The organism is Pectobacterium sp. PL64, assembly GCF_022477975.1.
Taxonomy (GTDB): domain Bacteria; phylum Pseudomonadota; class Gammaproteobacteria; order Enterobacterales; family Enterobacteriaceae; genus Pectobacterium; species Pectobacterium jejuense.
On sequence record NZ_CP092070.1, the window covers coordinates 1,597,114 to 1,611,348 of the forward strand.

Below are 14,235 nucleotides of genomic sequence, written 5' to 3' on the forward strand. Positions count from 1 at the left end.
GTGTTGAGGATGAACAGGAATGATTGAACGCGGTAAATTTCGCTCACTAACGCTGGTCAACTGGAACGGCTTTTTCGCCCGCACCTTCGATCTGGATGAACTGGTTACCACGCTATCCGGCGGTAACGGTGCCGGGAAATCCACCACGATGGCCGCCTTTATTACGGCGCTGATCCCTGACCTGACGCTGTTGCACTTCAGGAACACCACCGAAGCCGGCGCCACCAGCGGTTCACGCGATAAAGGCCTGCACGGTAAATTGCGCGCCGGCGTCTGCTACTCCACGCTGGATGTCGTTAACTCGCGTCATCAGCGCGTGCTGGTTGGGGTTCGTCTCCAGCAGGTTGCGGGGCGCGACCGTAAAGTCGACATCAAGCCTTTCACCATTCAGGGATTACCGACGGCGATACAGCCGACGCAAATTCTGACGCAGGTGGTCGGCGATCGTCAGGCGCGCGTGCTCTCATTGCAGGAACTGAAAGAGCGTGTCGAAGAGATGGAAGGCGTTCAGTTCAAGCAGTTTAACTCCATCACCGACTATCACTCGCTGATGTTTGATTTGGGTGTGGTGCCGCGTCGCCTGCGTTCGGCTTCCGATCGCAGTAAGTTCTATCGCCTGATCGAAGCTTCGCTGTACGGTGGTATTTCCAGCGCCATTACTCGCTCGCTGCGTGACTACCTGCTGCCGGAAAACAGCGGCGTGCGTAAAGCGTTTCAGGATATGGAAGCCGCGCTGCGTGAAAACCGCATGACGCTGGAGGCGATTCGCGTCACTCAGTCCGATCGCGACCTGTTTAAGCACCTGATCTCTGAAGCGACCTCCTATGTGGCCGCCGACTACATGCGGCACGCCAATGAGCGTCGTATTCATCTGGATGGGGCGTTGGAACTGCGCCGCGATCTGTTCTCCAGCCGTAAGCAGCTGTCGAGTGAGCAATATCGTCATGTAGAAATGGCGCGGGAGCTGGCAGAGCAAAGCGGTGCCGAAGGCGATCTGGAAACGGATTATCAGGCGGCCAGCGATCACCTGAATCTGGTGCAGACAGCAATGCGTCAGCAGGAAAAAATTGAGCGCTATAACGCCGACCTGGAAGAATTGAGCTATCGCCTCGAAGAACAGAACGAGGTGGTGGAAGAAGCGCGGGAGCAGCAGGCGGAAAACGAAGAACGCGCCGATGCTGCCGAACTGGAAGTGGATGAGCTGAAAAGCCAGCTTGCCGACTATCAGCAGGCGTTGGACGTGCAGCAGACGCGCGCCATTCAGTATCAGCAGGCTCAGCAAGCGCTGGAACGCGCCCGCTCGCTGTGTCAGTTGCCAGATTTAACGGCAGACAACGCGGATGAGTGGCTGGACAGCTATCAGGCGAAAGAGCAGGAAGCGACAGAAATTCTGCTGATGCTGGAGCAGAAACTGAGCGTGGCCGATGCGGCGCACGGCCAGTTTGAACAAGCCTATCAGCTGGTGACTAAGATTGCCGGTGCGGTGAATCGCAACGAAGCCTGGCAGGTTGCACGCGACCTGTTGCGCGATAGCTCTTCACAACGCTATCAGGCGGAGCGGGTACAGCCGCTGCGGATGCGCCTGTCTGAGTTGGAACAGCGCCTGCGCGAACAGCAGGATGCCGAGCGGTTATTGCAGGATTTCAGCAAACGCAACGGCCAGGATTATCAACCGGAAGAGCTGGAATCACTCCAGCAAGAACTTGATGCCCGCATCGAAACGCTGTCATCGCTGGTGGCAGAAGCGGGTGAACGTCGCATGGCGCTGCGCCAAGAGCTGGAGCAGACTCAACAGCGCATTCAGAAGCTGACGACGCGTGCGCCAGTCTGGCTGGCTGCACAGGAAATGCTGACGCAACTGAGCGAGCAGAGCGGCGAAACGTTTGAAGATAGCCGTCAGGTGACGGAATTCATGCAGCAGTTGCTGGAGCGCGAGCGTGAAACTACGGTTGAACGTGACGACATCGCGGCCCGCAAGCGGCAGATCGAAACGCAGATTGAGCGCCTGAGTCAGCCCGGCGGTTCGGAAGACCCGCGCCTGAACGCGCTGGCGGAACGCTTTGGCGGCGTGCTGCTGTCTGAGATTTATGATGACGTGACGTTGGATGATGCGCCGTACTTCTCGGCGCTTTATGGTCCCTCCCGCCATGCCATCGTGGTGTCCGATCTTTCGCTGGTGCGCGATCAGCTTGCCGGTCTGGAAGATTGTCCGGAAGACCTGTATCTGATCGAAGGGGATCCGCAGTCGTTTGATGACAGCGTGTTTGCCGTTGAAGAGCTAGAACGTGCTGTCGTGGTGAAAGTCGCCGAGCGCCAATGGCGTTATTCGCGCTTCCCAGAAGTGCCGCTGTTTGGTCGCGCCGCGCGGGAAATGCGTCTGGAAAGCCTGCGTGATGAGCGAGAAGCGCTGGCGGAACAGTACGCGACGATGTCGTTTGACGTGCAAAAAACGCAGCGCCTGCACCAGTCTTTTAGCCGCTTTATCGGTACGCATCTGGCTGTCGTTTTTGATGAAGATCCCGAAGCGGAAATTCGTACGCTCAGCTCCCGTCGCGGCGAACTGGATCGTGCGATGGCCAGCTTTGATGGCGAAAACCAGCAGCAGCGTCAGCAGTATGAGCAGGCGAAAGAAGCCAGCGCACAGCTGAATAAACTGATTCCGCGTATTAGCCTGCTTTGCGATGAGACATTGCAGGATCGCGTGGAAGAGATTCGTGCGGAACTGGATGAAACCGAAGAGTCTGCTCGCTTCATTCAGCAGCACGGTGCAACGCTGGCTAAGCTGGAACCGTTGGTTTCTGTCCTGCAAAGCGACCCGCAGCAGCATGAGCAGTTGCAGGAAGATTATACGCAGGCGCAGAACGCACAGCGGCAGGCAAAACAGCAGGCGTTTGCACTGACTGAGGTGGTGCAGCGTCGCGCACACTTCAGCTATGCCGATTCGGCTGGAATGCTGGGTGAGAATGCCGGTCTGAATGACAAACTGCGTCATCGTCTGGAACAGGCTGAGGCCGAACGGACAAAAGCGCGTGAACAGCTACGCCAGCATCAGGCACAGCTGACGCAGTACAGCCAGGTTCAGGCATCGCTGAAAAGCTCTTACGATGCCAAGCAGGACATGCTGAAGGAGCTGACGCAAGAGCTTCAGGATATCGGCGTACGTGCGGACGCTGATGCCGAAGCGCGCGCCCGTCAGCGTCGTGATGAGCTGCATGCTGCATTAAGCACCAACCGCTCACGCCGGAATCAGTTGGAAAAACAGATTACGTTCTGTGAAGCGGAAATGGACAGCTTGCAGAAGAAATTGCGCAAACTTGAGCGTGATTATCACCAGATGCGTGAGCAGGTTGTTACGGCGAAAGCGGGCTGGTGTGCCGTCATGCGTTTGGTGAAAGACAACGGCGTCGAGCGTCGTCTGCATCGTCGTGAGCTGGCGTACATGGAAGGCGATGAACTGCGTTCTATGTCGGATAAGGCGCTGGGTGCGCTGCGTCTGGCGGTTGCGGATAACGAACATTTGCGCGATGTGCTGCGGCTTTCCGAAGATCCGAAGCGGCCGGAACGCAAGATCCAGTTCTACATCGCCGTTTACCAGCATCTGCGCGAGCGTATCCGTCAGGATATTATCCGCACCGATGATCCGGTAGAAGCGATTGAGCAGATGGAGATCGAGCTGAACCGTCTGACTGAAGAGCTGACGGCGCGTGAACAGATGCTGGCCATCAGCTCACGCAGCGTGGCAAACATCATTCGTAAAACGATCCAGCGTGAGCAGAATCGTATTCGGATGCTGAACCAGGGGCTGCAAGCGGTCGCATTTGGTCAGGTGAAGAGCGTTCGCCTTAACGTTAACGTGCGCGAAACGCATACCACGTTGCTCAACGTGTTGTCCGAACAGCAGGAGATGCATCAGGATCTGTTTAACAGCAACCGTCTGACCTTCTCGGAAGCGTTGGCAAAACTGTATCAGCGCCTGAATCCTGAAATTGATATGGGACAGCGCACGCCGCAAACCATCGGTGAAGAGCTGCTGGATTACCGAAACTACCTTGAAATGGAAGTTGAAGTTAACCGTGGCGCGGATGGCTGGCTGCGGGCGGAAAGTGGGGCGTTGTCGACCGGGGAAGCCATCGGTACCGGGATGTCGATTCTGGTTATGGTGGTACAGAGCTGGGAAGAAGAGTCTAAGCGCCTGCGTGGCAAAGATATTATTCCATGCCGTCTGCTGTTCCTCGATGAGGCAGCGCGTCTGGATGCCAAGTCGATTGCGACGCTGTTCGAGCTTTGCGATCGTCTGGAAATGCAGCTGGTCATCGCGGCACCGGAAAATATCAGCCCCGAGAAGGGAACCACCTATAAGCTGGTGCGTAAAGTCTACCAGAACAACGAGCACGTCCATGTGGTCGGGCTGCGCGGTTTCGGAGCGGAAGCACCAGAGACAGAGACACAAGAGCAAGCCTCATAGTGGGGAGCGGTAAATTTTATCGTTGTAAACCTTGCCGCTATTTTCCTCTATAATGATAAAGCCGCTTTTTTAAGCGGCTTTATTTTTTCGTAAAGCGTTGCGTAAAGGGAATGTTGAATACGAATAGCTTCATCAAACGCGTAAGATAATAACCAGAAGAAGAAGCAAAAATATTTTTCTCTTTATATACTGACGATAAAACGATTGCAGGCCGTAGAAGGATTTGCGGTTTTATGTTGCAAGGTGGCGTACCGTAATAACGGGCGCGATATAAAAATGCTCATATTTCATTCTTTCTCGTTTTCTACACAAGAAAAACCTAAAGAATGTGCTTACGCGAGTATGACCGTATACGAGCGAATTCGGTTTGTTATTTCCATATCCAACGCGGATTGTCGTGAAAGCATAGTGATTAATGAGTACAGGGGATAAATGGATGTTGTTGTTACATAAGCGAAAAATGGTCAGGCTGCTGTTACGCGTGGGTTGTATTTGGGTCGGAAGCCTGTCTCCTTCGTTTTCGGTGCTGGCAGCATCTCCGACGGTGGTATCCGGCTTATCGCAAAGCTCGGGCGTGGTGTCTGTAGAAAATAGCCGTGCAGGGCTTCTGGCAGCGCTGCCGCACGGTATGACGTTACATTATCTCTCTGATTTATCATCGCTTTATGCCCAACATCAGATGCAAGCTATGTGGGCAGATAACCGTGCGGTTCAACAGTTTCAGCAACAGCTGGCCGAACTGGCGATAGCTGGCGTACAGCCGCAGTTCACTACGTGGGTAACCTGGCTGACCGACCCGCAATTGACCGGATTTGCGCGTGATGTCGTACTCTCGGATGCGATGCTGGGCTATTTGCAGTTCGTCTCGGGCGTAGAACGCAGCGGTAACGACTGGCTGTACAGCAGCGTACCTTACCGTCTGCAATCGCCAGCGCTCAATATCGTTTCGCAATGGCAACAGGCCGTTAAATCCGGTACCAGCGCGGCTTATGTCGTTTCGCTGGCACCACAGCATTCGCAATACGCTAAAATGCATGAAGCGCTGAAGACGATGCTGGCTGACAATCGCCCGTGGCCGAGCTTGAATCTGGCGGAGTCTCTGCGCCCAGAGCAGCAGAGTCGGGAACTGGCGGTACTGCGCGAAATTCTGCAACGTACTGGCATGCTGTCTTCAACGGAGAGCATTACGCTATTTAACGAAAATACCGCAGCGACGACAGTATCGACAGGGCAGGCACCGCTGGTTGAGAGCGGTGCTATCGACGATCGTTATACTGGCGAACTGGTTGACGCGGTTAAACGCTTCCAGCACTGGCAAGGGCTGGACGATGATGGCGTTATTGGTAAGCGTACGCGCGATTGGCTCAATGTGTCCCCGCAAATGCGCGCAACCCTGCTGGCGCTGAATATCCAGCGTCTGCGCCTGTTACCGGACAATGTTCACACCGGTATCATGGTGAACATCCCCAATTATTCACTGATCTATTATCAGGATGGCGCTGAACGCTTGTCATCGCGTGTCATTGTGGGGCAGCCTAAACGCAAAACGCCATTGATGAGCAGCTCGCTGTATAACGTGGTGGTCAATCCGCCGTGGAATGTCCCTACGACGCTAACTCGGCAAGACATCATCCCTAAAGTGGTGCGCGATCCCGGTTATCTAGAGCGTCATGGCTACACGGTGTTATCCGGCTGGAGCCAGGATGCTGAAGCGATCGATCCTTCCATGATCGATTGGCCGATGGTCTCAGCAGAGCGCTTCCCCTATCGACTGCGTCAGGCCCCAGGTGCGAATAATTCGCTAGGACGCTATAAATTTAATATGCCCAATTCAGAAGCGATTTATCTGCACGACACGCCTAATCACAATCTGTTCCAGCGCGATATCCGGGCGCTGAGCTCCGGTTGCGTGCGAGTTAATAAGGCATCGGAACTGGCTAGCATGCTATTGCAGGATGCGGGATGGAATAATAGTCGTATTTCTTCCACGCTGGATCAGGGAAATACCACCTTTGTGTCAATGAAACATCGGATTCCGGTCAACCTCTATTATCTGACCGCGTGGGTGGCTGAAGATGGTAGACCACAGTTCCGAACAGATATTTACAATTATGATGACACCGCTCGTGCCGGGACGAAAGTGCTGTCCAGAGCAGGGCTGTTGCTTCAGTAAGTATTGAAAACACGAGCATTAGCGGTATCGGTATTTTATCGTTTTGCGGGTGATCGATGCGATCTCCCGCAAACCTGTAAGCAAAGCGGGTTGACTCACTTTTCTCTGGCAGTTAAGGTTCAAGGCGGCACGTTTTGTGCCTCCTTTTATACCGTTCTTTAGCCAGGGTACTTGTTCTATGGATCACATTGACAATCATCGCCGTAAGTGGCTTGCACTGGGTGGTGCCGCGTTGGGTATCGCACTGCTTCCCGGTCAGGCATTTGCGACGTTATCTACACCCCGACCACGAATTTTGACGCTGAGCAATCTGAATACCGGAGAGCGACTGAAAACGGAATTCTTTGATGGCAAACGGTATAACAAGTCAGAACTTTCCCGCCTGAATCACTTTTTCCGCGACTATCGCGCCAATAAAGTCAAAACGATTGATCCCCAACTCTTCGATCAGCTCTATCGCTTACAGGTGATGTTGGGTACCAACAAGCCCGTACAGCTGATTTCTGGTTATCGCGCGATAGATACGAATAATGAATTACGCGCGCATAGCAGAGGGGTGGCAAAGCAGAGCTACCACACGAAAGGGCAGGCGATGGATTTCCATATTGAAGGTGTTCAACTCGCTAACATTCGTAAAGCGGCGATGAAGATGCGTGCCGGCGGCGTCGGCTACTACCCCCGCAGCGATTTCGTTCACATCGATACCGGCCCAGTCCGCACCTGGTAATTCGCTACCGCAGCGTTAAATTTTTTTCTGATACGGTTCGCTAATGCAGAGCGAACCGTTCAGTTTATTCAACATGGAGTGATATGAAATATCAAATTGTCCCGGTGACGGCATTTAGCCAGAACTGCACGTTGTTATGGTGCGAAAAAACGAATGAAGCGGCGATTGTCGATCCCGGTGGCGATGCAGAAAAAATCAAACGTGCCGTCGCGGATGCAGGGATTTCAGTTAAACAGATTCTGTTAACGCACGGCCATCTGGATCATGTGGGTGCGGCTGCCGAGTTGGCCGAGCACTATCAGGTATCAATTATTGGCCCGCAGATTGAAGATGCGTTCTGGCTGGAAGGGCTACCGGCACAGAGCCGGATGTTTGGTCTGGAAGAATGCGCGCCGCTGACGCCATCGCGTTGGCTACAGGAAGGCGATGAAGTCAGCGTAGGTGAGACGACGCTGGCGGTTTTCCACTGTCCAGGCCATACGCCGGGCCACATTGTTTTCTTTGATGCGGAATCGCGTCTGGCGCAGGTGGGTGATGTAGTTTTCAACGGTGGCGTAGGGCGCACTGATTTCCCACAGGGAGATCATCAGGCGTTGATTGCGTCCATCAAGAATAAGCTGCTACCGTTGGGTGACGATGTGACGTTTATTCCGGGACACGGCCCGATGTCGACCTTAGGACATGAACGTAAAACGAATCCTTTCCTGCGTGAAGATGCGGCGATTTGGTAGTTTCTGTTCTCTTTTATCAGTAAAGGTCAGAAATGAAAAAGCCGACACAGGGTGTCGGCTTTTTTGATCGCAGAACGATTAGAGTACGGCAACAATCGCTTCGCAGAGCGGAGCCATGTTTTCCGGCGTCATTCCTGCAACGTTGATACGGCCAGAATTCACCGCGTAAACGCCGAATTCGTCACGCAGACGCAGAACCTGCTCCTTGGTCAAACCGCTGAATGAGAACATCCCATTCTGGTCGATGATGAAGGAGAAATCCTGCTGCGCGCCTTTTTCCTGCAAGGTATTCACGAACAGTTGACGCATACGTTGAATGCGTTCACGCATCGCCGTCAATTCCTGTACCCAAATGGCCTTCAGTGCATCGTTGCCCAGAATGGTCGCAACAACAGTCGCACCGTGTGACGGCGGGTTAGAGTAGTTTGCACGAATAGCGGCTTTCACCTGGCTGAATGCTTTATCTGCAGTTGCGGCATCGGCGGCAACCAGCGTACAGGCACCGACGCGCTCATTGTACAAACCGAAGTTTTTAGAGTACGAGCTGCATACGATCAGTTCATCGTGCTTCGCAGCGAAGAGACGCAGGCCTTCCGCATCCTCTTCGAGCCCACGGGCAAAGCCCTGATAAGCGAAATCAAACAGCGGCAGCCAGCCTTTTGCTACTGACTGCTCGGCCAGTTTAGCCCACTGCTCAGCGGTAGGATCGATACCGGTTGGGTTGTGGCAACAGCCGTGGAACAGCACCACGTCACCGGCTTGTGCGGCATTCAGGCTGTTCAGCAGGCCATCAAAATCCAGCGCGTGGTTTGCAGCATCGTAGTAGTCATACTGGCATACTTCCAGACCGACAGCAGAGAAGACGTTATTGTGATTTGGCCAGGTTGGGTTGCTGATCCAAATGCGTTTTGCAGACGTCTGATTTGCAATGAAATCAGCGGCTACGCGCAACGCACCTGTTCCGCCTGGTGTTTGCGCCGTGCGGGCACGTTTGTCGGCAATGATGGCATTCTGCTTGCCAAACAACAGCTCCTGCGTGCACTGACCGAATGCTGGCAGACCGTCAATGCCCAGATAATTTTTGGTGGTTTCATTTTCCAGCAGATAGTGTTCTGCTTTTTTTACGCTGGTCAGAACCGGAGTTTTACCGGTTTCATCTTTATAGACACCAATACCCAGATTGATTTTATTCGCGCGGTCATCGGCGCGGAAAAGATCGGTCAGCCCGAGAATAGGATCGGCCGGTGCGGCAGAGATATTTTCAAACATTGCCAGAATGTTCCATAACTGAGATGAAATAAGAATTCTCAGAGTACCGTCAGTAAAAGGCTTTGCCAACCGTTGATGTCAAAAAGAAAGGGAAATAACAGGGAGAAGGAGAGAGACGAAATAAAAGACTGGTTAGGCGAGAATAATTGGCGCAGCGTGGCGTAAAGCAGAAACAAAAAATGCCGGGGCGCGTTTTTCAACGTCGCTGGCGAGGTCCGTAAGGCGTTACTTAGCACGCAATAAAAAAGACAGAGCCGAGGCTCTGTCTTTTCATGCAATACGAACGATTAACTCGTTACGTTATGCTGCGGCAACTTAGAACTGGTAGATTACACCAACGTTTACAACATCGTTGTTTTCGATACCATAAGCGTTGTCTTTATCGATCAGGCTGATATCGTATTCAGTGTAAGCAGAGAAGTTTTTGTTGAACGCATAAGTTGCACCAATACTTGCGTATTTCACTGCGTAGTCATTGCGGCCAGTGTTGGTAGCGCTCGAGCTATCAACTTTGTCTTTACGAGAAACGTAGGCCAGAGTTGGAGTCAAACCGAAGTCGAAGTTATATTGAGCAACAACTTCAAAAATCTGGCTCTTATCAGCGATACCGTTAGCACCGTTGATTCTGTAGAAGTTGCTGGCTTCGCCATAAACTGCTGCCAGATAAACATTGTTCGCGTCATATTTCAGACCAGTAGACCATACGTCAGCTTTGGCACCGCCAACAGCACCAGTAGTTACGCCCTGCTGCGTTGCTGTACGGCCATAAGAACCGTAAGAAGCAACCACGCCTACACCGAAATCAGTGTCATAGGACAGAGAGGTTGACCATGCATCGCCATGGCGACGATCCAGTCTGTCAACTGATGTACCAGCGCTATTTTTCTCTTCGTCTTTAGCAACGTATTGCAGACCGAAACCCAGGTTATCAACTAAACCAAACAGGTTGGTGGTACGGTAAGTTGCTGCGTTACCGATACGACCAGTCAGGGTATCAGTGATGCTGCTGTCGCCGCCATTTTCTGGCAGAACGTCGGTATAAGCCAGACCGTCGTAAGCAACGCCCAGGTTACGACCGTAATCGAAAGAACCGAAATCACCGAATTTCAGACCAGCAAAAGCGTAACGGGTTTTTTCTTTGCCCGCGCCACCGTTCAAATCTTCAGTTGAGTTAGCATCGAACTGGTATTCGAAGCGGCCAAAACCAACCAGTTGGTCAGCGATCTGAGTTTCACCTTTGAAGCCCAGACGAGCGGTAGTATTATCTGCGTTCTCTTCGCTTTGGTTATTGAACGTATAACCTGCGTGCACACGACCAGTCAGATTCAGCTTGTTGCCGTCTTTGTTATAAACTTCAGCGGCGTTTGCTGCGCCTGCGACTAACAGAGCTGGGATTACTACTGCAAGAATGTTGCGTTTCATCATTATTACCCTCATTGGTGTTATTTAGACACCTGCCACTGCCATAAATAATTCTTTACGGAACTATTCCTGAAAGTTTGGTGTCTTCCTGTGTCTGAACGCAGTTTTCCATTCACTCGCCAGTTAATCCACCCTAAAGATGCTACAAAGTTCGTAATCGAGTAACAAATGGAAATAATGTGTGTCTAAATGTAAAAGTTAGGGAACTTTGTGAGGCATAACAAAAATTAAAAAAAAAGAGCCGGGAAACCCGACTCTTCTTTTCTACATATTTGTTTTACTTATATTAAATTTTTATTTAGAAACTGGCGTTCCGTGGTGTGCGTGGGAAAGGAATGACATCGCGCACATTTTGTACACCGGTAACATAGGCAATCAATCGTTCAAAACCTAAACCGAAACCGGAATGTGGAATGGTGCCGTAACGACGTAAATCACGATACCACCAGTAGTCTTCTTTATTCAGTCCCATCTCTTCCAGACGGCTATCCAACTGCGCCAGACGCTCTTCACGCTGAGAACCACCGATGATTTCGCCGATTCCCGGCGCCAGAACATCCATTGCGGCAACGGTCTTACCGTCGTCATTCATACGCATATAGAAGGCTTTGATGTCTTTCGGGTAGTTTTTAACGACAACCGGTGCTTTGAAGTGTTGCTCTGCCAGATAACGCTCGTGCTCGGAGGAGAGATCAACACCCCAGTAAACTGGGTTTTCGAACTGCTTCCCGCAGTTCAGCAGGATTTCGACGGCATCGGTGTAATCCACCTGTGCGAAATCGGAGCTGACGAATTTTTCCAGTCGAGTGATGGCTTCTTTATCAACGCGCTCAGCAAAGAACGCCATATCATCGGCACGCTCATTCAGTACAGCCTGGAAAACATATTTCAGCAGGTTTTCGGCCAGCGCCGCGACGTCATCCAAAGAAGCGAAAGCAACTTCCGGTTCGATCATCCAAAACTCAGCCAGATGGCGGCTGGTGTTAGAGTTTTCTGCACGGAACGTTGGGCCAAAGGTATACACGTTGGACAGCGCACAGGCGTAGGTTTCGCCATTCAACTGACCAGATACGGTCAGGAACGCTTCTTTACCGAAGAAGTCTTCACTGAAATCTACTTTACCTTGTTCGGTACGCGGCAGGTTTTCCAGATCGAGAGTAGAAACGCGGAACATTTCACCCGCGCCTTCGGTGTCGGATGCGGTAATCAGCGGGGTAGATACCCAGAAGTAACCGTTCTCGTGGAAGAAACGGTGAATTGCTTGCGCCAGCGTATGGCGAACGCGCGCAACGGCACCGATCAGATTGGTGCGTGGACGCAAATGCGCCACTTCACGCAGATACTCAATGCTGTGACGCTTTGCCGCCATCGGGTAGGTATCAGGATCGTCAACCCAGCCGACAACATTGACGTTGGTGGCTTGCAGTTCGAAGCTCTGGCCTTCACCTGGAGACGCGACGACATTACCGGTGATTTCAACGGAGCAGCCGGTAGTCAGGCGCAGTACGTCATCCTGATAATTGGAGAGATTATTATTAACGACAGCCTGTAATGGATTAAAGCAGGAGCCGTCATAAACGGCGATAAAGGAGATACCGGCTTTAGAATCTCTCCGGGTACGTACCCAGCCGCGCACGGTGACTTCGCTGTCAACGGCGACACGGCCTTGCAGTACATCGACTACAGGCACTACGCTCATAAAATTCTCTCTTTAATTAATCGTGTTGTAAGAAATATATCGTGGTTAAAACGCTAAATGGCCCAATCCGAGCCATTTGCTATGTTACTTGCGATGCAACAGGACACAAGCAGAAATCACCGGAATGGCGCGAAGTTTTCGCTCATGCTGGTGAATCTGCTGCAAAGTTGGTCAATACCCGTCATCCTTCAAGTTGCATGTGCGTTGGCTGCGTTCAAATACTCGGCCCATCGTGGGCCTCGCCCTGAAGGGCCGCTGCAAGCAGCGTTCAAATCTGCTCCCGGCAGATTTGTCACCCGAATCACTTACCTGAGTAAGCTCATCGGGATGCCTTCTCTTGCCGCCTGCCTGAAACTCGAATTATTTAGGGTATTAGGGGATAAGAGGGACGTTTCAGCTGGCCTTTTTCACCCGGGGTAAGTCAAACGCTTTGCGCAGTTCACACACGAAGTTCTGATCCTGGCAGATGGTTTTCCCTGGGCTATCAGAGAGCTTTGCCACCGGTTTGCCGTTGCATTCCACCAGCTTGATCACGATATTCAGCGGTTTCACGCCGGGGATATCACATGTCAGGCGCGTGCCGATACCAAACACCAGATTCACGCGCTGCCCGAAATGACGGTACAGCGTCAGCGCTTTATCCAGATTCAGGTTGTCGGAGAAGACCAGCGTTTTGCTCATCGGATCGATGTTCAGGCGCTGATAATGTGCAATGGCTTTTTCGCCCCAATCGACCGGATCGCCAGAATCGTGACGCAGCCCCTGATAGGCTTCGGCGAACGGCAAATCGAAATCGCGCAGGAAGGCATCCATAGTGATGCAGTCTGTCAACGCAATACCTAAATGTGTGGGATATTCCCGTAGCCACATTTGTAGTGCGGCGCGCTGGCTGTTTGCCAGCGTCGGACTAATCTGCTGATGCGCCTGAAACCACTCGTGCGCCTGCGTACCGACAGGCGTGATATCCAAACGGCGTGCCAGATCGTAATTGCTGGTACCGATGAGATAAGGGAAATTGGCTCTCAGCGTCGTAACAATCGTCTGCTGGACATCACGAGAGAAACGCCGGCGCGTGCCGAAATCCATTAGCTTGAATTGGCTGAGATCCACATCCGCGCTGTTTTGGCGGAAGCTTTCCAGCGAGGCAGACAGTTGGGTGAGTGCCTGCTCGGCTGTGATGTCGGGCGAACGATCGCGATGCACGACTTCACTGATCACGGCCAGTAAGGGAACTTCCCACAAAATCACTTCACGCCATGGCCCGGTGATGCGGATATCCAGCTTGCCAGCATGATTTTTGATCGAAACCTGCTGCGGATTAAAACGGAAGTCCCGCAGCCAGTGTAAATAATCCGGCTTAAAGAACGGCAAAGAAGAAAGATAGGTGAACTCATCGTCACTCAATGACAAGAAACGCATCAGATCGACCTGATGGGCTATCTCATCAGCGTAAACACCTAATAATTCATCACCGCGACAGCGAAATTCGGCCGCAACGTCGACATCATAATAATGATGATACACCGCCTGTTGCATGTGCAGCTTGTAGGCATCGGTATCCAGCAATGAGTGCAGAATCGGGGAAGTGTGCAAAGTCATAATGCGTTACAGCATCCTTGTAAGATGCCTATCCACCATTGGGACAATCAGCAATGTTCAGTCAGTATACCTTGATTATCCGTTTATTACATTACGACAACATAGCGAGACGTGCGGGAGTGAACCGCGGTACGATGATTATCCTCATTA

The 14,235-nt window shown here is 52.1% G+C and carries 8 protein-coding genes; 4 read left to right on the forward strand and 4 right to left on the reverse strand.

Annotated features, from left to right (window positions below):
* Positions 1–19: 19 nt before the first annotated feature.
* The 4 genes from mukB (at position 20) to HP572_RS06925 (ending at position 8,096) form a co-directional block, all read left to right on the forward strand.
* Complete coding sequence (gene mukB, locus HP572_RS06910) at positions 20–4,465, forward strand: chromosome partition protein MukB (protein WP_240585160.1); 4,446 nt, start codon at positions 20–22, stop codon at positions 4,463–4,465.
* Positions 4,466–4,901: 436 nt separating this feature from the next.
* The gene (gene ldtD, locus HP572_RS06915; RefSeq protein WP_240585161.1) at positions 4,902–6,638 is read left to right on the forward strand and encodes a L,D-transpeptidase; all 1,737 of its coding nucleotides are present in this window, start codon (positions 4,902–4,904) and stop codon (positions 6,636–6,638) included.
* Between the two features lie 178 nt (positions 6,639–6,816).
* Positions 6,817–7,365 carry a YcbK family protein gene (locus tag HP572_RS06920; RefSeq protein WP_240585162.1) on the forward strand — a complete coding sequence of 183 codons (549 nt, stop codon included), beginning with the start codon at positions 6,817–6,819 and terminating at the stop codon, positions 7,363–7,365.
* Positions 7,366–7,448: 83 nt separating this feature from the next.
* The gene (locus HP572_RS06925; RefSeq protein WP_240585163.1) at positions 7,449–8,096 is read left to right on the forward strand and encodes an MBL fold metallo-hydrolase; all 648 of its coding nucleotides are present in this window, start codon (positions 7,449–7,451) and stop codon (positions 8,094–8,096) included.
* A gap of 78 nt (positions 8,097–8,174) precedes the next feature.
* Here the strand turns inward: HP572_RS06925 and HP572_RS06930 are convergent, their stop codons facing one another.
* From HP572_RS06930 to pncB, 4 genes are all read right to left on the reverse strand, one after another.
* Positions 8,175–9,365 (reverse strand): amino acid aminotransferase, encoded by a 1,191-nt coding sequence (locus HP572_RS06930; RefSeq protein ID WP_240585164.1) that lies wholly within the window; start codon positions 9,363–9,365, stop codon positions 8,175–8,177.
* A 315-nt stretch (positions 9,366–9,680) separates the two neighbouring features.
* Positions 9,681–10,790: a porin gene (locus HP572_RS06935; protein WP_275901592.1), complete on the reverse strand. Its 1,110-nt coding sequence runs from the start codon at positions 10,788–10,790 to the stop codon at positions 9,681–9,683.
* Positions 10,791–11,085: 295 nt separating this feature from the next.
* Positions 11,086–12,486, reverse strand: a complete 1,401-nt coding sequence (gene asnS / locus HP572_RS06940; protein ID WP_240585165.1) for an asparagine--tRNA ligase — start codon at positions 12,484–12,486, stop codon at positions 11,086–11,088.
* Positions 12,487–12,879: 393 nt separating this feature from the next.
* A complete protein-coding gene (gene pncB / locus HP572_RS06945) occupies positions 12,880–14,085 on the reverse strand; it encodes a nicotinate phosphoribosyltransferase (protein ID WP_240585166.1) in 1,206 nt (401 codons plus the stop codon).
* Positions 14,086–14,235 lie beyond the last annotated feature (150 nt).